20 protein-coding genes and 2 pseudogenes are annotated in these 22,659 nt (G+C 43.5%); 19 read left to right on the forward strand and 3 right to left on the reverse strand.

The window, feature by feature from the left end; translation table 11 throughout:
• From FTV14_RS13015 to rdgB, 10 genes and pseudogenes are all read left to right on the forward strand, one after another.
• Positions 1 to 101 (forward strand): annotated as a pseudogene (locus tag FTV14_RS13015) (IS982 family transposase); the annotation flags it as partial.
• A gap of 302 nt (positions 102 to 403) precedes the next feature.
• Positions 404 to 2,659, forward strand: a complete 2,256-nt coding sequence (locus FTV14_RS13020) for a catecholate siderophore receptor Fiu (protein WP_180054005.1) — start codon at positions 404 to 406, stop codon at positions 2,657 to 2,659.
• Between the two features lie 79 nt (positions 2,660 to 2,738).
• Positions 2,739 to 3,422 (forward strand): Fe2+-dependent dioxygenase, encoded by a 684-nt coding sequence (locus tag FTV14_RS13025; protein WP_034704407.1) that lies wholly within the window; start codon positions 2,739 to 2,741, stop codon positions 3,420 to 3,422.
• The gene (locus FTV14_RS13030; protein ID WP_180054006.1) at positions 3,422 to 4,528 is read left to right on the forward strand and encodes an alpha-hydroxy acid oxidase; all 1,107 of its coding nucleotides are present in this window, start codon (positions 3,422 to 3,424) and stop codon (positions 4,526 to 4,528) included. Before FTV14_RS13025 ends, FTV14_RS13030 begins: the two co-directional genes overlap by 1 nt.
• 316 nt (positions 4,529 to 4,844) lie before the next feature.
• Entirely contained in the window at positions 4,845 to 7,163 is a 2,319-nt protein-coding gene (locus tag FTV14_RS13035; protein ID WP_180054007.1) for a TonB-dependent siderophore receptor, read from the forward strand.
• A gap of 464 nt (positions 7,164 to 7,627) precedes the next feature.
• Positions 7,628 to 9,325: a 2-isopropylmalate synthase gene (gene leuA, locus FTV14_RS13040; protein WP_034704399.1), complete on the forward strand. Its 1,698-nt coding sequence runs from the start codon at positions 7,628 to 7,630 to the stop codon at positions 9,323 to 9,325.
• A gap of 112 nt (positions 9,326 to 9,437) precedes the next feature.
• The gene (locus FTV14_RS13045; RefSeq protein WP_034704397.1) at positions 9,438 to 10,598 is read left to right on the forward strand and encodes a homoserine O-acetyltransferase; all 1,161 of its coding nucleotides are present in this window, start codon (positions 9,438 to 9,440) and stop codon (positions 10,596 to 10,598) included.
• Complete coding sequence (metW, locus tag FTV14_RS13050; protein ID WP_004781976.1) at positions 10,598 to 11,191, forward strand: methionine biosynthesis protein MetW; 594 nt, start codon at positions 10,598 to 10,600, stop codon at positions 11,189 to 11,191. Before FTV14_RS13045 ends, metW begins: the two co-directional genes overlap by 1 nt.
• Positions 11,188 to 11,778 carry a tetratricopeptide repeat protein gene (locus FTV14_RS13055; RefSeq protein WP_166136288.1) on the forward strand — a complete coding sequence of 197 codons (591 nt, stop codon included), beginning with the start codon at positions 11,188 to 11,190 and terminating at the stop codon, positions 11,776 to 11,778. Before metW ends, FTV14_RS13055 begins: the two co-directional genes overlap by 4 nt.
• 103 nt (positions 11,779 to 11,881) lie before the next feature.
• Positions 11,882 to 12,508: an RdgB/HAM1 family non-canonical purine NTP pyrophosphatase gene (gene rdgB, locus FTV14_RS13060; RefSeq protein WP_179992405.1), complete on the forward strand. Its 627-nt coding sequence runs from the start codon at positions 11,882 to 11,884 to the stop codon at positions 12,506 to 12,508.
• Positions 12,509 to 12,675: 167 nt separating this feature from the next.
• Here rdgB and FTV14_RS13065 read toward each other — a convergent pair whose 3' ends face one another.
• Complete coding sequence (locus FTV14_RS13065) at positions 12,676 to 13,557, reverse strand: permease (RefSeq protein WP_159123603.1); 882 nt, start codon at positions 13,555 to 13,557, stop codon at positions 12,676 to 12,678.
• Positions 13,558 to 13,743: 186 nt separating this feature from the next.
• Between FTV14_RS13065 and FTV14_RS13070 the strand changes: the two genes are divergently transcribed.
• From FTV14_RS13070 to FTV14_RS13085, 4 genes are all read left to right on the forward strand, one after another.
• Positions 13,744 to 13,962, forward strand: a complete 219-nt coding sequence (locus FTV14_RS13070) for a Sec-independent protein translocase subunit TatA (protein ID WP_159123604.1) — start codon at positions 13,744 to 13,746, stop codon at positions 13,960 to 13,962.
• Positions 13,963 to 13,971: 9 nt separating this feature from the next.
• A complete protein-coding gene (gene tatB / locus FTV14_RS13075) occupies positions 13,972 to 14,394 on the forward strand; it encodes a Sec-independent protein translocase protein TatB (RefSeq protein WP_180054008.1) in 423 nt (140 codons plus the stop codon).
• Positions 14,391 to 15,170 (forward strand): twin-arginine translocase subunit TatC, encoded by a 780-nt coding sequence (tatC, locus tag FTV14_RS13080; RefSeq protein WP_180012668.1) that lies wholly within the window; start codon positions 14,391 to 14,393, stop codon positions 15,168 to 15,170. The genes tatB and tatC overlap by 4 nt, the downstream gene beginning before the upstream one ends.
• Before the next feature lie 187 nt (positions 15,171 to 15,357).
• Complete coding sequence (locus FTV14_RS13085) at positions 15,358 to 17,586, forward strand: PhoX family phosphatase (protein WP_180054009.1); 2,229 nt, start codon at positions 15,358 to 15,360, stop codon at positions 17,584 to 17,586.
• A gap of 34 nt (positions 17,587 to 17,620) precedes the next feature.
• Here FTV14_RS13085 and FTV14_RS13090 read toward each other — a convergent pair whose 3' ends face one another.
• On the reverse strand, positions 17,621 to 18,412 hold the full coding sequence (locus FTV14_RS13090) for an NRDE family protein (protein WP_180054010.1): 792 nt from the start codon (positions 18,410 to 18,412) through the stop codon (positions 17,621 to 17,623).
• A gap of 93 nt (positions 18,413 to 18,505) precedes the next feature.
• Between FTV14_RS13090 and lgt the strand changes: the two genes are divergently transcribed.
• The 3 genes from lgt (at position 18,506) to FTV14_RS13105 (ending at position 20,179) form a co-directional block, all read left to right on the forward strand.
• Entirely contained in the window at positions 18,506 to 19,318 is an 813-nt protein-coding gene (lgt, locus tag FTV14_RS13095) for a prolipoprotein diacylglyceryl transferase (protein ID WP_180033533.1), read from the forward strand.
• A gap of 89 nt (positions 19,319 to 19,407) precedes the next feature.
• Positions 19,408 to 19,800, forward strand: a complete 393-nt coding sequence (locus FTV14_RS13100) for a hypothetical protein (RefSeq protein ID WP_159123610.1) — start codon at positions 19,408 to 19,410, stop codon at positions 19,798 to 19,800.
• Positions 19,793 to 20,179: a hypothetical protein gene (locus tag FTV14_RS13105; protein WP_180052445.1), complete on the forward strand. Its 387-nt coding sequence runs from the start codon at positions 19,793 to 19,795 to the stop codon at positions 20,177 to 20,179. The genes FTV14_RS13100 and FTV14_RS13105 overlap by 8 nt, the downstream gene beginning before the upstream one ends.
• A gap of 49 nt (positions 20,180 to 20,228) precedes the next feature.
• Here FTV14_RS13105 and FTV14_RS13110 read toward each other — a convergent pair whose 3' ends face one another.
• On the reverse strand, positions 20,229 to 20,774 hold the full coding sequence (locus tag FTV14_RS13110) for a CHAP domain-containing protein (RefSeq protein WP_166136276.1): 546 nt from the start codon (positions 20,772 to 20,774) through the stop codon (positions 20,229 to 20,231).
• 388 nt (positions 20,775 to 21,162) lie between these two features.
• Here FTV14_RS13110 and FTV14_RS13115 point away from each other — a divergent pair, with 388 nt between their 5' ends.
• Both FTV14_RS13115 and thyA read left to right on the forward strand, forming a co-directional pair.
• On the forward strand, positions 21,163 to 21,654 hold the full coding sequence (locus FTV14_RS13115; protein ID WP_166136273.1) for a lipocalin family protein: 492 nt from the start codon (positions 21,163 to 21,165) through the stop codon (positions 21,652 to 21,654).
• Positions 21,655 to 21,824: 170 nt separating this feature from the next.
• Positions 21,825 to 22,427, forward strand: a pseudogene (gene thyA / locus FTV14_RS13120) (thymidylate synthase); the annotation flags it as partial.
• Positions 22,428 to 22,659: the final 232 nt, after the last annotated feature.

Consider the following 22,659-nt stretch of genomic DNA (forward strand, 5'->3'; position numbering starts at 1 on the left):
ATCGTTCGGTAAATAACTTCATGGTGAATATCATGGCTGCTGTAGTGGCTTATTGTTTGAACCCCAATAAGCCAACTTTCCAAAATATGCTAAAAGGTTAAGTGGATTTCATCGAACTCAGGTTAATTACATTTTTTAATCTTAGGTAAAAAACTGAAAAATAAGTTTATTTTGAAATTTTTCTTAATAGAAATCCCAGATTAAAGTTTGAATATTAAACAGTAATTTCATCCATAAATTCATAAGAATGATTTAATTAAATATTGTTAATGATAATTATTATCACTACAATTCGCAAAATTGTTAAAGGCCATAACAATAACTCCATAATTGCTGCTATTTGATGAACTCGAGCATATCAAGGTGGTAAGGGAAATATTATTCAATTCAGGAATTCTGTCACATGGCGCATATCAAAAGCCGAAAACATCATTACAAGACTTCATTGGTCGCACTTGCTGCAACTTTGCCACTGATCACTCATGCAGATAACATCACCAATGAAGGCGTTATTCAGCTTCCAGAAATTACAGTTAAGAATAAAACTGCAAATGAATATAAAGTAGATCAATTGAGTTCTGCTAAATCTAGCCAAGCTTTAGTAGATACGCCTCAGACTGTTTCGATTATCAACAAAAACTTATTAAAAGAACAAGGTGCAACCACCCTGGTTGAAGCCTTACGTAATACGCCAGGAATTACCCTACAACTCGGTGAAAATGGTAATACCAGTGCTGGCGATGCCTTCCAGATGCGCGGCTTTTCAACTCAAAGCTCCACCTATCTGGATGGCATTCGTGACCTCGGCGCTGTAAGTCGTGATGTGTTTAACCTGGAACAGGTGGAAGTCGTAAAAGGCCCTGCGGGTGCCGAAGGTGGGCGTGGTACGGCGTCTGGTTATGTGAATCTGGTCAGCAAATTGCCTCATTTGGAAAACAGTCGTGAAGTCTCTGCCACCTACAATACGGCTGAACATACGCGTCTTGCCACTGACATTAATCAGGCGATCAATGACAGCGTTGCTGTCCGTTTAAATGCAATGGGTCAAGATGGCGGTGTAGAAGGCCGCGACTTTATCCAGAATCAAGGCTGGGCTGTTGCCCCTTCTATCGTCTTTGGTCTGGATAGTGATACTCGCCTGTATCTTTATTCCCAGCATATCCGCCAACGTAACATTCCGGATGGCGGTATTCCAACGATTGGCATGAAAGGTTTCTGGAATGCTGACCCACTGATTGCCAGTGCACCTAAAGTAGACCGTGAAAATTATTATGGCCATACCGATGACCATGAAGATGTTGATGCTGACATGTATACAGCCAAAATCGAAAGTGACTGGTCTGAAAATCTGAAATTTACCAATATTGCCCGTCTGGGTAATACCCATATGCAGCGTACTTTGACGGGGATTAATAGCCTTTCAAGAAATGACTCTACCAATCCTCAAGACTGGACAGTAAGCCGTTCACGCCAGGGTGTCGATCAGGAAAATAAAATTCTGGCTAATCAGAGCACGGTGAACTGGAATGTCAAAACCGGTTCAGTGGAGCATGATCTGGTAGCTGGTGTAGAACTATTAAAAGAGCAGCAACATTCCAGAACACTGGCCACACAAATGCCGGGACAGCCAAGCAACACCACACCACCCGCGAATCTATATCATCCTGACCGTCACCAGAATCTGCCTGATCCTGTGTATACGGGCGCTTATTCGGATGGTGAAACCCAAACGGCGGCTGCTTATCTTTTCGATACGCTCAAGTTTGGCGAACGTTTTCAACTTAATGGTGGCGTCCGTGTCGATTATTACGATACTAATTACGATGCGCTGGGTTACTCAACCGACAGTACGACACTAGCAGTGACTGAAACCAAAACAGATTTAAAAGCCCATGACACTTTATTCAGCTGGAAGCTCGGTGGTTTATATAAGCCAACCGCCTACAGCAGTGTCTATGCATCTTATGCCAAATCCCTGACACCGCCGGGTAGCAGTAACTTTAGCCTTTCATCCACAGGAATAAACAGCTCAGCCGCAGACCCTCAAGAAACTCATCATTATGAAATTGGCACCAAATGGGATCTGCTAGAGGGTGATCTGGCTTTAAATGCTGCGGCATACTACACCGAAAATGAAAACCAGTTTACCCAAGATCCAATTACCCGCGAGTCTGTTCAGGAAGGTAAAACTACAGTTAAAGGAATCGAATTGGGTGCTGTCGGTAAAATTACTGATGCCTGGAATATTTCAGCAGGTGTTGCCCATATGAAAACCGAGCAAAAAGACCAGTTCAGTGTCAACTCCAACACGGGTGTAGTGACCCAGACCAATAGTGTACGTTGGTCACCTGAATGGACCGCTTCTTTATGGACGACCTATAACATTGCTGGTTTAAAACTGGGCTTGGGCGCACGTTATGTGGATGAGCAAAAACGTGTGATTACCGATAGTACTGCAGCAGCGAATATGCCAAGTATTCCAAGCTATGTGGTATTTGATGCTATGGCCGGTTATACCTTTAATGACCAAACTTCCTTAAACCTGAATGTTTATAATCTGGCAGATAAAGAGTACATCAGCACGCTGAATAATGGAGGTGGCCGTGTGATCTTAGGCCAACCACGTTCAGCAGCTTTAACCCTGAACTATAAATTTTAATTCAGCTTTTATCTCTATCTATCAATATCGTGTATTCTCTTGAATGCACGATATTTTCAATTGCAGGAATGCTTTTAAAATGATGTTACATATCCCGGCAGTATTAAGCAAAGCACAAGTTGCCGAACTGAGACAACAACTAGATCGTTCAGAACACTGGATGAATGGGCAACTCAGCGCCGGGAGTCAGGCACAGAAAATCAAAAAGAACCTGCAGCTGGATTCTTCTTCTGTCCTGTATCAGCAGATTAGCCCTATCATTTTACAAGCGCTTAAAAGTCATCATTTAATTACCTCTGCTGCCCTACCGAAACATATCCTGCCGCCCCTGTTTAACTGCTATCAGGATTCTGGTACCTATGGCAATCATGTCGATAATGCCATTCATTACTCTCCTCTACTCGGACAGGCCATTCGTACCGATGTGTCACTAACTTTATTCTTATCTGAAATCGATGAATATGAAGGTGGTGAGCTGGTCGTTGAAGACCAGTATGGCTGCCATGAAGTCAAGCTGGATGCGGGTGATGTGATTGTTTATCCATCGACCAGCCTGCATCGGGTTGAACCAGTAACTCAAGGCAAACGTATTGCTGCCGTAACCTGGATTCAAAGTATGATCCGTGAAGATGCTAAACGCAGTATGTTGTTTGATCTGGACATGACCATTATCAAACTACGCCAGCAGATTGGCGATACTGAAGAAGTCCTACAACTGACCCATCATTATCACAACCTGATTCGTCAATGGGGTGATTTATAATGTCACGTGAACCAATGGCGCCATTAACCCAGATCCCGGCCTACCTACAAACCATCGCCGATTATGAGGTCGAAGCAGAAAAACATCTCTCCAGTATGGTCTGGAACTATCTGCAAGGTGGCTCCATGGATGAAATCAGTGTCCAGGATAATTTACAGCAGTTTCAGGATATTCAGCTTCTGCCACGTATGCTGAAAGATCTGACCCAAGGCAGTACTGAACTTGAAATGTTCGGACAGAAATTTCCGCATCCGATTTTTTTGGCACCGATTGGACATCAGCAGCAGTTTCATCCTGAAGCCGAAGCCGCTTCTGCCCTCGCCGCAGAAGTGATGGGCAGCAATATGATTCTCAGTACGTTTACCAATACCGATATGCGCGCATTGAAACAGGACAATCCACGCAAATGGTTTCAGCTGTATTGGCAAGGGGATCGGGAAAAATCTTTAGCTTTGATCAAAATGGCTGAAGCGCATAATTATACGGCGCTAGTGATTACGGTAGATTCACCGCATACTGGCATCCGCGATCGTGAACGTCGTGCTTTTTTCCATTTACCGGAAGGCATGCAACATCCGCATACACCTACCCATATTCCCCTACCAGAATTAAAGGAAGGTGATCATCCTGTCTTTAACGGACTAATGAAAATTGCCCCAACTTGGGAAGACATAGTCTGGATCGTACAGCAAACCCATTTACCCGTGATTCTAAAAGGAATCGTACATCCTCAGGATGCCCAGCAGGCGATTCAGCATGGGGTAAAAGGTCTGATTATTTCCAATCATGGCGGTCGTGTGCTGGATACCTGCATTTCTCCTCTCATTGCCTTGCAACTGATTAAAAAGGTGGTGCCAGCAGATTTTCCTCTGCTCTATGATGGTGGCATCCGTCGTGGATCGGATGTATTCAAGGCTATTGCCTTAGGTGCTTCTGCTGTCCTGATTGGCCGTCCTTATATTTATGGTCTGGCGACTGCCGGAGCTTTGGGCGTAGCGCATGTGATCAAAATCCTGAAAGAAGAATTTGAGATTACCATGGCCTTAATGGGAACAGCGACCGTGGCAGATATTCAACCGAGCTGTCTATTTAGGGGAATTGATTAATTAGGATTTAATTGAAAATAAAAATGAAAAATAAATTAGTTAAATATCTTACCCTTAACTCCTTGAAGCGTCTTTAAAGGCAATTCAACATAGCTTTATCTATCAATAGCTATTATCAATAAAAACCAAATAAGATCCATATTTAATCAATCTATATTAAAAACATGGTTTTAATTCTCAGTTCGCACTCTAGTCTATCTATTTTTTAAATTGATTAAATTTTGTTCATTGCCAATATCAATGCAAGAAGGATAGCAACGATAACAATAATAATTATTATTTGCGAATCCAAACTTAAAAATAAAAAAGAATGATTATGAGCTATATAAAATCTCGTAAAAAAATAGTTTCTTCAGCCATCGTTTCTTCCCTTTCTTTTGCATCTGCACACACGATTGCACAGGAAAATGTGGTGCAGCTTGAGACCATTCATCAGGAAGTACAAGCTGAACCCGTGCCGGGTCTAAAAGTCGATCAGTCAGCCAATAGCAAGTTTGTTGCGCCACTCCTGGACACGCCAAAATCTGTGGTCGTGATTCCCCAACAACTGATTGAAGATACGCAGGTCACTACCTTAGCTGATGCTTTGCGTACCGTACCAGGTATTACTTTAGGCGCAGGTGAAGGCGGCAATCCGAATGGGGACCGGCCTTTTATTCGAGGCTATAACTCGGAAAGTTCGATGTACGTCGATGGCGTGCGAAATTCGACTTCACAAAACCGGGAAATGTTTGCCATTGAGCAGGTCGAAGTTACCAAAGGTTCTGCTTCTGCCATGGGCGGTGCGGGCACTACGGGTGGCAGTATTAATATGATCTCCAAAGTAGCGAAAAAGGGAGATGCACTGGAAGGCTCTGTTGCGGGTGGTACAGATATGTATGCCCGTATCACTTTGGATGCTAACAAGGACTTCGGCAATGGCATGGCGGCTCGTGTCGCGGTCATGGGTCACCAGAATGAAAAAGCCGGTCAACATGACGGTGCTGAATATAAACGTGCTGGTATTGCACCCAGCTTCAGTTTCGGCCTGGACAGCGCAACGCGTGGAACTTTAAGTTATTACTATCTGAAAACTGATGATATTCCAGATTCCGGCATTCCCTATAACAATCCATTTGCAGCGACCAATGCCAATGCCGCTTTAAATGGCAATGGGAAACCAATTGATGCCAAAGCTGGTCAATACTATGGCTGGAAAGATCGTGATTTCCAGAAACAGGAAAACCAGATTGGTACCTTTAAATTGGAACATAACCTGAATGACAATCTAACCCTGAGTAATACAGCGGTATTTAACCGTTCCAAAAATGACTATCTCTGGACCAACCCCGATGATTCACGCGGAAACTTCATTTTGAATGGCAATGTCTGGGCACGGGCCAATTCACGTATCGCAAATACCGATACCTTTACTGACCTACTGGCTTTAACAGGCAAATTTGATACTGGTGCTATTCAACACAGCTTTAACCTGGGTGCAGAATATTCAGATCAGGATACTGAACGTACCCAATATATTATTAATGGTCTGAATGCTACTGGAAGCTCTTTTGCGGCCTGTGGTACTCCTGCCAATGTGGCCTTAGGCTGGTGTACTTCTGTAGACAATCCAGACCGGGGTGCGTGGACGGGGACACTTAATACAGATGGTGCGGACCGTTATGATATCGAGACCAAATCAAAATCGATCTACTTACTGGACAGTATCGAATTGCATCCGCAATGGATTCTGGATCTGGGCATACGTTGGGATGATTATAAAACCCAGCAAACCTTAACCTATGGACGATTCAATAATGCGGTGACAGGTGCAAACAATACGCCGATTACCGCCGTTCCAGGTGATCAGCTGACCCTCGAAAATGAAGAAGACTTTTTTAATTATCAGGCGGGTCTGGTCTTTAAGCCAAGAGAAAATGGCAGTATTTATATCAGCTATGCCACTTCCTCGAATCCGGTCGGTATCGATGGTGGTGATGGCTCTGAAAGTATTAGCGCAGCTATTGAAAATCTAAAAGCTGAAAAAGTCCGCACCATGGAACTGGGAACTAAATGGGATCTTCTGGAAGATAAACTGAATCTGACGGCAGCCATTTTCCGTACTGAAAAGACCAATACCCGCGCCACCGATGCTGATGGCACCACCCGTAATATTGGTGAGACCCGTGTCGATGGGATTGAGCTGGGTATCAATGGAAATATTACTGAGAAATGGGCAATTTCCGCAGGCTATACCTATTTGGATAGTGAACTGATTGATGGTGGCTTTGAAAATATTGGAACCACGGCCGAACCGGTTTATGTTCCAAGCACAAACAATGGCAATCAGGTTCAGAACGTAGCAGAAAACAGTGCAACTCTATGGATGACCTATCAGGTCATACCTCAACTAACATTGGGTACCGGTGCTGTGGCAATGGATAAAGTTTATGGCAATGCCGCCAATACCAAATTTGTTCCCGGTTATGTGCGTTACGATGCCATGGCACGTTATCAGGTGAACCCCAATGTGGATCTACAGCTAAATATCAATAACCTGTCCGATACACGTTATTTTAGCAAAGCCTATTCTTCCCACTATGCTACAGAAGCAGAAGGCATCAGTGCCGTTTTAGGCCTGCATTTTAAATACTGATCTGAGCAATCTTCATGATATTAAGGGCTAGTCTGGATTCATCAAACTAGCCTTTATTTTTTGATATGAAAGATTTCATGTATGCATTGCTTAAGAACTTCCAACAAAGCTATTATATAAAGAAATATTTTAGCCTTATCGCTTAATTACAGGAAAATCCAACAAGATTAAAATAGATTATAGAAATATTTTTCCAATTAATAACTTTATAAGAAAATCTTTTTTAAGATACGACTAAAATCCATAGAAAAAGCAAAAACTTTTCACGTTTTCTGGACTAAAATTTAATTATAGGTTCACCATGCAGGTGTCTGGTTGATCCTGATGATCAAAACTTAAAAAATACAGGATTGATCTAATTTATCCTCACCTGCCTGTAAACGAATATATAGACAAAATCTATGCTGTAGACCGAGCAACTGCTACACCAAGCGAGTATGCCAGGCTACCTAAGGAGCTCTCTCATGATGTTGGCTGATCCAAGTAAAAAATACCGTCGCATGTATCAACGTGTGGACTTACCAGACCGTCAATGGCCAAATAATGAAATTACTAAAGCGCCAATCTGGATGAGTACTGACCTGCGTGATGGTAACCAGGCGATCTTCGAGCCAATGAACATCGAGCAGAAGTTCAAAATGTTCCAGATGTTGGTAAAAATCGGTTTCAAACATATTGAAATCGGCTTCCCGTCTGCCTCTCAAATTGATTTCGACTTCACTCGTAAATTGATTGAAGAAGGTCATATTCCGGATGACGTCTACATCGAAGTATTGGTTCAGGCACGTGACCATTTAATTGCACGTACTTTTGAATCTTTACAAGGTGCGAAACGCGCAATCGTGCATATCTACAACTCTAACTCTCCAACCTTCCGTCAAAAAGTGTTGAACGTAGACGTTGAAGGTGCAAAACAGTTAGCGATAAATGCAGCGCAAAAAGTGAAAGAATACGCAGCAAAACAGCCTGAAACTGAATTTGTCTTCCAGTACAGTCCTGAATGTTTCTCTGCAACTGAATTAGAAGTTGCCAAAGATGTCTGCGACGCTGTGACTGAAATCTGGGAAGCATCTCCAGAAAACAAAGTGATCTTGAACTTGCCAGCCACTGTCGAAGTCTCTACACCAAACGTATATGCCGATCAGGTGGAATGGATGCACCGTAACATCGAGCGTCGTGACGGCGTGATCATTTCAGTTCACTGCCATAATGACCGTGGCTGTGGGATCGCAGCGTCTGAATTAGCAATTATGGCCGGTGCTGACCGTGTTGAAGGTTGTGTATTCGGTAATGGTGAGCGTACCGGTAACGTGGACGTAGCGGCAATTGCCTTGAACATGTATACCCAGGGTGTTGCACCAAACTTGGATTTCTCGAATATCAACGAAATCATTGCGACTGTTGAAGAATGTACGGGCTTGCCAGTCCACCCACGTCATCCATATGCGGGTGACTTGGTGTTCACAGCATTCTCTGGTTCACACCAGGATGCCATCAAAAAAGGTTTCGAATTCCAGAAAAACGAAGAAATCTGGGATATGCCGTACTTGCCGATCGATCCGAAAGACTTGGGCCGTGACTATGACGCTGTCATTCGCGTGAACTCACAGTCTGGTAAAGGTGGTATCGCTTACTTGTTAGAATCGAACTACAACGTGACCTTGCCACGTCGTTTACAGATCGAATTCTCGCAAATCGTACAGCAAAAAACCGATGAAGATGGTACTGAGATTTCCGCACAAGCGATCTGGAGCTTGTTCAAAGAGACGTATGTTGCCGCGAAAGATGCTCATTACTCTGCCAAAAACTACAAATTGTCAGATGAAAATGGCAATCAGGTGATTGAGTTGGATATTGAAGTCAATGGTGAAACTCAGCACTTGCGTGGTGAAGGTAACGGTCCGATCTCTGCGATCTTGGATGCATTACAATTGCCGATTGATGTCTTGAACTATGAAGAACGTAGCATCAGTTCAGGTGCACATGCCAAAGCCTTGGCATTGGTTGAACTTCAAGTAAAAGGCACAGGTAAATCTGCCTTTGGTGCGGGCGTGCATGACAACATCGTGACCTCTTCGATTGAAGCAATTATTGCATGTACCAACCGTCTGATCGATCAGGATGTGTTAAGCACTGAACAGGTGATTGCTGCTGCCGTCTAAATCCGGTATTTGAATTAGCAATAATTCATAGCATTAAAAAGACTTTAGAAGGATACCTGCAAATGGTATCCTTTTATTTATTCATACTAAAGATTTAAGGCGAATCATTCCCGTGTCTTTTCCAGCTGACTCAGTGGGCCTTGTTGTCCCACAAAAGTTCCAATTCGAACAGCCGTTAGAGCTTGAATGCGGTCGCATCCTCCCACGTTTTGAACTGATGGTAGAAACTTATGGCGAACTGAATGCCGATAAGTCCAATGCCATTTTGATCTGCCATGCCCTGTCTGGCCATCACCATGCTGCCGGTTATCATCATGAAGATGATAAAAAACCAGGCTGGTGGGATGCCTGCATTGGTCCGGGCAAGGCAATCGATACCAATAAATTCTTTGTGGTGGCGCTGAATAATATCGGCGGTTGTAATGGTTCTACTGGTCCTACCTCTCCTAATCCCGAAAATGATAACCGTCCATACGGTCCAGACTTTCCGCTGGTCACTGTGCGTGACTGGGTGAAAACTCAGGCAATGCTGTCTGACCGTCTGGGAATTGATGTGTGGTATTCCATCATTGGCGGCTCACTCGGGGGCATGCAGGCCTTGCAATGGTCCGTAGATTATCCTGACCGTCTGCAAAAATGTGTGATTATTGCCAGCGCACCAAAACTGTCTGCACAAAATATTGCCTTTAACGAAGTCGCGCGTCAGTCGATTCTGTCTGATCCGGACTTCCATCATGGCCGTTATCTGGAAAATGACAGCTATCCAAAACGTGGCCTGATTCTGGCGCGTATGGTCGGTCATATTACTTATCTGTCTGAAGAAGCCATGAAGCAGAAATTTGGCCGTGATCTGAAATCCGGCAAGTTTATGTATGGTTTCGATGTCGAATTCCAGGTCGAAAGTTATTTGCGTTATCAGGGTGAACAGTTTAGCCGTAACTTTGATGCCAATACTTACCTGATCATGACTAAGGCATTGGACTACTTTGATCCTTCACGTGAATATCAGCAGTCACTGGTCAAAGCGATGGCGCAAACCAAATGTAAGTTCCTGGTAGTTTCTTTCACGACTGACTGGCGTTTCTCGCCTTCACGTTCTGTTGAAATCGTGGATGCCCTCATTACCAATCATAAGCCGGTCAGCTATGTCGATATTGATGCAGAACAAGGCCATGACTCTTTCCTGTTCCCGATTCCCCTGTATGTAAAATCCTTGCGCGCCTTCCTGGGCGGTGAAGAACATCTGCGATCAACACCGAAGGAGGCTGTGTAATGCGTATTGACCAACAACTTGCTGAGAAATGGATCAAGCCCGGTTCACGAATCCTCGACCTCGGTTGTGGTGATGGCGAACTGCTGGCCCATATGAGCAAAAAGCACAATATTCGTGCATATGGATTAGAAATTGATCAAGAAAAGATTGCAATTGCGATCAGTCGCGGGTTAAATATCATCCAGCAGGACTTAAACCTCGGTTTAAGCCGTTTTGCTGACCAGTCTTTTGACTATGTGGTGATGGCACAGGCTTTGCAAGCTGTAGATGCACCAGACGTATTATTGCGTGACATGGTGCGTGTAGGGAAACAGGCCATTATTACCTTTCCAAACTTTGCGCACTGGAAGACTCGTTCTTTCTTGGCATTAAAAGGGAAAATGCCGGTTTCGGAAGCCTTACCTTATATGTGGTATAACACCCCGAACATTCACCTATGTACCTTCCGTGACTTTGAAGCATTATGCGCGGAAAACAACATAAAAATTATTAATCGACTCGCTGTGAATGGGAATCAAGAAGATAGTTTGCTGAGCAAACATCTCCCAAATCTATTTGGTGAAGTCGCAATTTATCGAGTGAGCGCTCTATGAAAAAATTATTATTAAGTACGACGCTACTGGCTGGACTTTTTGGCATGCAGGCCCATGCCGATTACGTTGCACCAACGCCTTCTGTGGCCAGCCAAGCAGCGCAATATTCAGTAATGGACATTCATAGTCTGACTAAAGCGGCTAAAGCAGGTCAGCCTGGTGCACAATTTTATTTAGCAACAAAATACCAGTATGGTAAAGACATTCAGAAAGATGAACGTCAGGCTTTTGCCTGGTATAAAGCAGCAGCAGATCAAGGTCTGGCAGTGGCTCAATTGAATGTAGGCCGTATGCTGGCAGATGGTATTGGCACCAAGAAAGATGAAACACTGGCTCGCCAGTACTTTGAAAAAGCAGCCAGCCGCGGTGATAATCGTGCCAGCTTTAACCTGGCGATGATGGAAGAGAAAAAGAAAAACTATATGGGTGCTTATCAGTGGTATGAACTCTCTACCCGTGACGGCATGCTGGACAATAAAGTGATTACTTTATCTGAAGGCAAAAAAACTGCATTGGCAGCCAACTTGACCCAGGAACAGATCCGTCAAGCACGTGATCGTGCAGACCGTTGGATTCAGGCACAATAAGCTGGATCTGCAAAAGAGCGCCTTCGGGTGCTTTTTTTATGGCCTAAAAACTGCAGCAAGTTGCTACACTACATATATGTAATTTGAAAGATGAGTAATTGATATGGCTTCAACTGACTGGTTATCCCAAGGCACACTGGTACTGGCAAGTAATAATAAAGGCAAGATTGCAGAATTTGAAAAGATGTTTGCAGAACTCAAACTTCCAGTTGAAGTTATTCCTCAAGGTAAGCTGAATATTGAAGACGCAATTGAAGATGGTTTGAGCTTTGTTGAAAATGCCATTATCAAGGCACGTCATGCCTCACGTATTTCTGGCAAACCTGCGATTGCTGATGATTCAGGGATTTGTGTACCAGTTCTGGGCGGTGCACCTGGAATTTACTCTGCACGTTATGCGGGTGAACATGGTGATGATGCAGCGAACAACGAAAAATTACTGGCTGACCTGAAACCACTGCGTAAAGACGGTGAACCGATTGAAGGCATGTTTGTGTGTGTACTGGCCTTAGTTCAACATGCCGAAGACCCATTACCACAAATCTTCCAGGGCATCTGGAAAGGTGAGATCTTGGAAGCAGCCCGTGGTGAAAATGGCTTTGGCTATGATCCGCTGTTCTGGTTACCTGAACTGGGTATTGCGAGTGCGGAAATGAGCAAGGAAGAAAAAAATAAAATCAGCCATCGTGGTCAGGCAATGAAACTGTTTAAGGCGAGTTTGGAAAAATAAATCTAATTCCTAAAAGGAGTCCTCCCTCCTTTTAGGAGGGAGTTAGAGGGAGGGCATTCCCTCACCCTTGGGGAGAAGAAGCCCCTCCCTTTTTCAAAGGGAGGTTGGGAGGGATTTAAATAGTAAATTACCTCTCCCTAACCCTCTCCTACAAGGAGAGGGAACTTTCATAACGTTGGCACCACCGCATGTACCACCATCCCATACACCCCAATCAAAATTGCACTCGCAATCGTTCCTGAGGCAATATATTTCGCTGAATAACCTGTGCCCTGATAATGGGTTTCCAGTGCCACAATATTGGCTGCTGGCGGTAATAAAAAGAACATCAGCATGACGGCATACGTTAGAGTAAACTGTGGAATCGGCAAATAAAAATAAGCTGCACCACACAGTAACACCGCAAACAATCCCCGACTAAAAATTAGTTGTAGACTGCGCATTAAATCGAAGCGGCTGATCCGTACATTGCTTAGCCACATTCCTAGCACACACATGCCACTAAAAGTCACCAGCACTTTATTGGCTTGATACAGCATCTCTACCCAAGCCACTTGTTGCCAGTGACTCAAATCCCAAAATGACAATAAAGCTGCCATCGACAAAGCCACCACTGGCGGTGAGAGCAACACATTTTTTAAAATATAACGCGCGTCTTGTCTGGCTTCACTGACTGCCATGACTGCACAGACATTGCCAAACAAAGAACCACCAATGTACAGCGCCACCACGGTACTGGTCGCTTGTGGACCAAAAACGGCCAAGGCAAAAGGAATCCCCAGCCATGCACCATTTAAATAGCTCAGACATAAGGCACGCAGTTTATTTTTAAGGATGCAATAAAATACGGCAAAAAACAGGCAGGAACAAAAGAAGCTAAAGCTGATCAGCCACAAACTGCCTTCCTGGTAGAACACCATGTTGTAAATAATCAGCACCGGAATCAGGACCCGGGCCAGTAAAGCCGCCAAGAAAGGCCGAATCGGTTTTAAATATTGCACGCCCCAATAACCGGTCAGAAAAGACAGGAGCGGAAGAATCAAGGCCATGACAGTACTGCTGGGATTTCTATATCAGGCCATATGCTAGCACAGCATGGTTTTAATCGAATCGTAGATTTTTTGATATGAGCTATTCATCGCACTGATGCTGTGTCGGCAAACTGTCATTAAAGCGTCACTGCATTGTCATACAAGCCTGCTGAGATAGGTGCATGAAATATGGAGGATAAAATAATGGCAGGATTATCAATTTGGCATGTGCTGATTTTTGCAATTGTGGTGATTTTATTGTTTGGCACATCGAAACTGAAAAATCTGGGTAAAGATGTTGGCGGCGCAATTAAAGACTTTAAAAAATCGGTCAAAGATGAAGAAGCTGAACAGGCCAAGTTAGCAGAGCCACGCATCATCGAGGCACAAGTCAAAACCCCTGAAACCTCGATCAAGAGTTAAGAGTTCGCTATGCTCAATATCGGAATGACCGAGCTGCTGATTTTCGGGATTATTGCGCTTTTAGTCCTTGGGCCAGAGAAACTTCCTGAGGCAGTACGTTTTGTCGGAACATGGTACGGCAAGATCAAGCGTATGGTGAGCAATGTTCAGAATGATCTTGATCGTGAATTACGTCTGTCTGAGCTACGCGAACAAATGCAGGCTGAAATGCAGCGGATTCAGCAACTCGAAGCCAAGATGCAGGCACAAATGGCAGATTTACAGCAGCCGATCGCAACTGAGAAATCAAAAGCAAAGCCTCAGCCTGTTCAGGTATCGGTCAGCTATCAGCCGATCGTAGAGCCTGTATCCCCTGTGTATCTACCTAAACCGGTAATAACACAAGCTGCGATTTCCGAACAACGCTATACAGAAATGAAGGTGGCTGTATGACATCCTTACCGACCACACCAGCCTCAAATGATGCTGCAGTGGTAAATCTTGAAGAGATGCCAATTACCCAGCATTTGGTGGTATTAAGAAAGCATCTGTTTAAAGTAGTTGCTGTCCTGATTGGCCTGTTTTTCTGTTTATTACCCTTTGCCAATCAGACTTACCAGTGGCTGTCTGAACCGCTGCGTGCACAGCTACCCGCAAGCTCGACCATGATTGCCACTGATGTGACGGCCACCTTCATGGCACCGTTTAAGCTGAACTTTTTTGTGGCACTGATGATCGCGATGCCGTTCATCTTGTACCAGCTCTGGACCTTTATTAAGCCGGCGCTGTATGCCAAAGAAAAGAGTCTGGCTTTACCACTTCTGATCGGCAGTATCGTGCTGTTTTATACTGGCATCAGCTTTGCATACTTTGTGGCATTGCCCTCGATTCTGCATTTTTTTATCAGTGTTTCGCCTGAAACCGTAGCCCCAATGACCGACATCAACAGTTATCTCAGCTTCTGTTTAAAGCTGTTTCTGGTCTTTGGTTTTACCTTTGAAATCCCGATTATTACCTTGGTTCTGATCTTGATTGGAGTGGTTTCAACCCAGACGCTGGTCGAAAAACGCCGCTTTATTATCGTTGGCTGTTTCTTTGTAGCTATGTTCGTGACTCCACCCGATGCCTTGTCGATGATCATGTTGGCCATCCCCATGTGGTTACTGTTTGAACTGGGTTTACTGGCAGGAAAACTGATCGAAAAACGCCGTTTAACCGATCAACAATAACAAGAACCCAAAAACAAAAAGAATGTATTTCACTCAGGCAGCCTTGGCTGTCTTTTTGTTTACATTTAAACCAATATATTGATTTATTTAATTTTATTGAAATATAGACTTAACCATTTTGTCATACTTTAGGTCTAATTTATTTCTGACTTAATGAAAAGCAAGCCTTTCACCAGGATCAGAAAAAATGACAGATTATTTAGATTTTAATGATGATTATGACAGCAACAATTCGGGGAATGCAGAGTTCACTCAACTTTTGCAAAAAAATATTAACCGCCGTGAATTGATCAAAAAAACAGCTAGTGGTGCAGTTGCCTTAACTTTAGCAGCTTCTTTAACCGGTTGTAGTGATGACGATGATGAACCAAATAACTCAGACAATCCTACTCCACCATCAACTGAACCAGATTTAACAGCGAAACCAAGCTCGCTAAAATTTAAGGCAGTCGAGAAAAATACTTTAGAACAATTTTCGGTGCCTGAAGGCTACGATTTCAAAATCTTGCACGCTGTAGGCGATCCTCTGAATTCAAGCCTGCCAGTTTGGGATGAAAACAATATTCCAAGTGGTATTTCATATGAGCGTCGTGTTGGTGATAACCATGACGGCATGACCTTTTTCGGTATGAATGCCGCTAAGCAAAATTATGATGCAACAGTATCTGATCAAGGTCTGTTGGTCATGAACCATGAATATTTGCAACGTGGTGATCTACACCCTCGCGGCAATGCTTTTGATCCAAAAGATATTACTGAAGATGAAGCGCTTCGTGAAATATACGCGCATGGTGTTTCAATTGTTCATTTGAAAAAAGACCCAGTCACTCAAGCTGTTAGTGTGAATCTGGACTCACCATTTAACCGTCGTATTACTGCAGCAAGTGAAATCGAATTTAGAGGCCCTGTAAAAAACCATGCCTTGGTACAGACAGCATTTAGCCCAACTGGCTTGATCACACGCGGTACGATTAATAATTGTGGTAATGGTTATACTCCGTGGGGTACTTACCTCACCACTGAAGAAAATTTTAATCAGTACATCGCGCGTCAAACAGAAGATGATGCTGGGGATGTACGTGACGCCATGACTGAACATGCCATCTCTCGCTATAAAGTGAGCAATAAGGCAAGTGGTTATAACTGGCAGAGTATTACAACTCCAACACTTTCATCTGTAGATATGTTCAGCCGTTGGAACACTGCTGCTTTAGCGAACACAGCTCAAGAAGATTATCGAAATACAATCAATACCTTTGGCTGGATCGTGGAAATTGATCCATTCGATAACCGCAGTCGCCCAGTAAAACGTACCGCATTGGGTCGTTTTGCGCATGAAGATTGCCGTGTTAGCCGTGCGATTGAAGGTAAGCCACTTGCATTCTATATGGGTGATGACTCTCAGGGCGAATACATCTATAAGTTTGTATCAGCAACCAATTGGAATCCAAGTGATATCAATGGTGGCTATGCAGCTGGTGATAAATACATGGACCACGGTAAGTTCTATGTCGCCAAGTTTGATTTTAATGAAGCTACGGGTGAAGCGCGTGGTGAATGGCTTGAACTGTCCATGAATAACCCGAAAATTACTAGTTATGAAAAGTATCAGTTTAAAGATCACGCCGATATCTTGGTACATGCACGTCTAGCTGCCGATGCAGCGGGCGCGACCAAAATGGACCGTCCAGAATGGGTTGCCGTAAATCCTGAAAATGGTGAAGTTTATGTAACTTTAACCAATAACTCGCAACGCGGTACCGGCCATGCCATTGATGCAGCCAACCCACGTCAGTACTCGGACGATGATGATACGACTAATCGCTTGCGCGGTAACATCAACGGCCATATCATCCGCTTCCGTGAAGATCAGGATGATGTCAGCTCGACTGGCTTCACTTGGGATATTTTCCTGTTTGGTGCAGAAGCAGATTCGATTCCTGGGGTTAACCTGTCAGGCTTGACCGATGACAATGACTTCTCTAGTCCAGATGGCATGTGGTTCGATCCACGTGGCGTACTGTGGATTCAAACCGATGATGGTGCTTATACAGATACCACGAACTGTATGATGCTGGCTGCTTTACCAGGTCAAATTGGTGATGGTAGTGTAGCTACAGCTACTGCAGGTGCCGGTACTCAGAAAACACCACTTGGCACTCAACTAGATGACTCCAAGTTACGTCGTTTCTTGGTCGGTCCAGCAGATTGTGAAATTACGGGTGTGACCATGACACCAGACTACAAAGCAATTTTTGTGAATGTTCAGCATCCGGGTGGTACTTGGCCATCAAACCAGCCTGCAAATTTAATCAGTACAGGCAAAGGCTCTCGCCCTCGTTCGGCTACAGTGGTTATTACCCGTAAAGATGGGGGAATCATTGCAGGTGAAGCCTTAGAAACGACTCAAGCTTAATTCTCAAGCAACTTCAAAACAAGGCTGACCTATGTCAGCCTTGTTTTTTGTCCAATGGAATAATTTTTTCAATCACCTGTCCTACATTTTCACCCTGCTGTGATTTTTCTAGCCAGCACCATTTATCATTGGTCATTCTCAAAAAATTAGAACAGCGGGTGCCATAGGCTGGACTTTGAATAAATGTAGATGATAGGAGTTCTTCCATCTCCTCGTTAATTCCGGTTTTGGGCAATAGTGCCGGAATCACTTTACGCTCATCTTCCAGAATATCCCAGGCAGCATGATATATATCCGCTTGTGGAATGTTGTTCTGTTGAAGCATCGGCAGAAGCTCCTGAGTAAAGCGCTTGCGCAAATGCCTGGTCTTTTGCCAGTCTTCGCTCATTAGGCCATTTGAGACTACATATACCCCATGTGCCAGTACTTGTGGCGCCTCACCACGATTACTCATATAGACGGCTTGATCACGATCACCGACAAACAGGTTAAAGCCCGCATAATCGCATTGACGTTTTTCCAACTCTTGAGCAAACCGGATAGGTTTCAATTCAGATTCCAGAAAATGCTGAATGATATGTCCACGTGAAGTTGGGTAGTTATTCTTGTCATTACCATCCCTGAAATTGGTAATCACTGCCCATCGTCCTGAAGCAGTTATACCCATCCAGGTACCACCAGACTGCAGATCCTGCCCGGCAATAATCGGACTGTTCTCCCATTCATATAATGCCTGTGTTGGACGTTGATAGAACTCATCACGATTTGAAATCAGACATAATGGCGTTTCATCCAGAACTCGCCAAGCCAGTGCCACAATACACATAATTGATGCTCTCGATCTTTACACATTGAATGTACAACATTTTTCTTCGCTTTCAGCTAAAATCTGTGCAAAACAGAATCACAAGGAACAGGAATGCTCACCTATCCAAACATAGATCCCGTTGCAATTTCGCTCGGGCCTTTGCAAGTCCACTGGTATGGACTGATGTATCTCTTGGCTTTTTTATTTGCCTGGGGACTGGCGACTTATCGCGCTAAACAACGCGGCTGGACACCAGATATGGTCTCGGATCTGATTTTCTTTGGGGCTTTGGGTGTGATCATCGGCGGCCGGGTCGGTTACGTTTTATTCTACGGTTTTTCTCAGTTTTTGGAAAATCCACTCTGGCTGTTCCAGATCTGGACCGGTGGCATGAGTTTCCACGGCGGCTTCCTCGGCGTAATCCTGGCCATGTTATGGTGGTGCAAGAAATACAAAATGGCCTGGTTCCAGACGCTGGACTTTATTGCACCCTGCGTTCCGACAGGCCTGATGTTTGGCCGAATTGGTAACTTTATTGGTGGTGAACTCTATGGTCGTCAAGTCACTGATCCAAATTTTGCCTTGGGCATGATTTTCCCAACCGATCCGCTGCAGCTGGTACGTCATCCCTCACAACTGTATCAGGCGCTCTGTGAAGGCTTGATTCTGTTTATCGTACTGTGGTGGTTTAGTAGCAAGCCACGTCCACGTATGGCAGTTTCTGCGGTATTCCTGACTGGCTATGGTCTAGCCCGTTTTATCGTCGAGTTCTTCCGTGAACCGGATAATGGTCAGCTATTTATTGGCTGGATGAGTAAAGGACAATTCCTGAGCCTGCCAATGATCCTGGTTGGTCTGTGGATGCTTTGGTATGCATATCAGAAGAAAGTTTATGACTGGGGTCCACAGAAAAATAACGGATAATTTTCCTAAATATTGCGAGGCATCTGCCTCGCTTTTTTATATTTAAAATATGCTAAAGTGCTTTTTATCTTTTCTGTTCATACATCATCATGCTTGAGTTCTGGTTCAATCCGCAGGTGTCGCTCCTGAAAAAACTGCTGTTCTTTGTTGTGATTGCTGCAATTGCCGTAGGTCTGTACTGGATGGAACCTTTGCCTTTAGATGCCATCCTGATGTTTGCTGGTACTGGAATTATTTTCCTGATTTGTCGTTACTGCAAAATTCATTTCGCAGCAAAAAATCCGACTGGCCTGTTCTATCGTGTCCTGACCTGGATTCCAATTGCCTTATTAATCAGCCTGATTTTTATGAACATGAAACAGGGTGAAATTCTGCTACCGGGCGCTCAGGGAATTGCCTTTATGGCTTTGGCGATCTGCCTGTTTTCGCCTCTGTCTTTGCTTAATCAGAACAAGTCGGATTCAGGTTCCCCACATGCTTGAGTTCTGGTACTCCGAACGCTGCAACCGTCAGCTCAAGCTCATCATTATTATTGCGGTATGTATCGTAATTTACATAGCATCGACTGTAGCGAAACTGGGTCCGATATTTGTTGGAATCAGTCTGGCGATTGGAATGCTGATACACGTCTTGCGTGAATTCAGATTAAAGCTTGCTCCTGAAAATCCTTATGCCGAAGGTTTTCGTGCTTTAACGATGGCGATTCCGATTGTGGCAGTAATTAGCCTGATCGGTTATTTACCTAAAACGGGTGAGATCTGGGAAACTATAGCGCTAGGTCTACAATGCTTGGGTTTTGTGGCGATTGGACTGTTTATCTTGTCGATTTATAATAAACGTGCGAAACGCTTCGAAGATTGAACCATTTCGCGACTTTCATTTTTAAGTTCTGAAATTTTCAGCGTCTGATTTAAAGATATGAATCTAGACGGTAATACGTATATTTCACATCGGAATTACGATAGACCGCATAGCCATTCTGTTTAAAATCAGAAACCCAGGCCGAACCAGAATATGCTGCAATATGACCATACTGATGCTGTGAAGTCCGGTCGATAATATAGATATCACCTTTTTTCGGACGGTCAAAAGACAGGTTGATTTTTCGATAGCCTAATTGCTGCAGGGTATTGCCCCAGTCAGCTGCGGCGACAGGATGATTCACAATTTTTGCGCCTGAAGACTGCAAACCGACGCGAATACTGCGTGCACACTTCTGTGTACTAGTACTGCGGGTAATGCCTTGCAGGTAGCTGGTGAATTTTTCAATATCGAAACGCTGGCCGTTCATTGCACTAAAAGTCTTGCGAGATTCAGAGCTTTTGTTACGAGCTGACACAGAGGTATAGCGCTGAGGCTGACGTTTGGAATTTTGTCCCGATTGGGAACGAATTATGACGTTCGCTTGAACAGGAGCATGCACTTCGCTCATATTCACTTGATGATCATAAATCATATTGGACCAAGTACTCCTCGCCTGTAAGTTTGGCTTTCAAATCTTCAACACGCGGTGAATACTAGACGGTTAAATGTTACTTTTCACGTTAAAAATGTAAATATATTTTTCCGCATTTGTTTAATTTTACTTAACTTGTTATTTCTTTTAGATTTATAAAATTTACAATTTTCACAAAAAAGTTATAAATTCACTACTTTTCAAATTAATTAGCAGTTCTGCTCAGACTATTTCTAAATCAATATTTGAGCGCCTTTCTGACTAAATCTGTAATTTTACTCACGATAATAAAGTCAACATTTCACTACAGGATTACATCATTCCGGCTAACAACTCTCGTATTAGACTGATTTAGTAAATTTAAATTGAGATGATGAGGAAGAAAAATATGAGTCATGATGTAAAGACTATTTCAAATTTCAATTTAGAACAATATTTAGGGATCTGGTACGAAATTGCCCGTCTGCCTATGAAACACCAACCTGAAGACAGTACTGATATTTCCGCAGTCTATAGCCTGAATGAAAATGGCACAGTCCGCGTCCAGAACCGTTGTCTGGATGGTGCGGGCAAACTGGATGAATCTATTGGGGAAGCCACCATTGTGGATGCTGAGCATGGGAAACTGGAAGTCAGTTTCTTGCCTGAAGGTTTGCGCTGGGTACCTTTTACCAAAGGGGATTACTGGATTCTCAAACTGGATGACAATTATGAAACTGCATTGGTTGGTGAGCCAAACATGAAATATCTATGGCTCCTGCATCGTAAGCCGACACTGGATGAAGCAACCAAACAGGAATATCTGGCCTATGCTAAATCTCTGGGTTATGACCTGTCTGATCTGATCCATACGGTACATACCGGTAAGCCAACAGCTTAAAAAAGATGATAAAAAAGCATCCATCATGGATGCTTTTTTATGCCCTTTTCTCTTATGTTTAATCATTTTCACTGCTATGCGGAAGTGCTCAAAAAAATGTTATGATGAGCGCAATTTTAAATTGCCCAATTCAAAGAAAAGCAATTTGCAACAGATTTTAAGAGAGACCTATGCGCCAATATCTTGACCTTTTACAACATATCCTCGACAACGGCGGCGATAAAGGCGACCGTACCGGCACAGGTACACGCTCGGTATTTGGTCATCAGATGCGCTTTGATCTTTCCAAGGGCTTCCCTTTACTCACCACTAAAAAAGTTCATTTCCGTTCGATCGTGATTGAACTGCTGTGGTTCCTGAAAGGCGATACCCATGTAAAGTATCTTCAGGATAATAAAGTGACCATCTGGGATGAATGGGCAACTGCGGAACAGACCGCGCGTTTTGGTCGTCCAGAAGGTGAACTCGGTCCAGTCTACGGCCATCAGTGGCGTAATTTTGGTGCTACTCAAAATACGGATGGCAGCTACAATCAGGATGGTTTTGACCAGATCAAATGGCTGATCAATGAAATCAAGACTAATCCTAATTCACGCCGTCTGATTGTGTCTGGCTGGAATCCAAATGAAGCGAGTCAGGTGGCTTTACCGCCTTGCCATACCCTGTTCCAGTTCTTTGTACATAATGGCAAATTGTCTTGCCAGCTTTATCAACGCAGTGCTGACGTTTTCCTTTTATACCCCCATATTAATAATGCACAGTATGCTGAACTAGTTGCTTAAAATAAGATTCATACAAGAATTACCAAATCCCAAATAAAACTAAAATAAAATGCCAGTATCCCTTCAATAACTTTTAACCTTTCAATTTTATATCCCTAAATAGTCAGAGATTATTGCTATAGTTCCATAAATATTTATTAATTATTTACATCAAAAAATTTATTAAAAAATTAAAAAAATGTCTTTTAAAATTCAAATTAATTTCAATAAGTTATTAATTATA

It is taken from the genome of Acinetobacter sp. YH12236, assembly GCF_013417645.1.
Lineage (GTDB): Bacteria > Pseudomonadota > Gammaproteobacteria > Pseudomonadales > Moraxellaceae > Acinetobacter.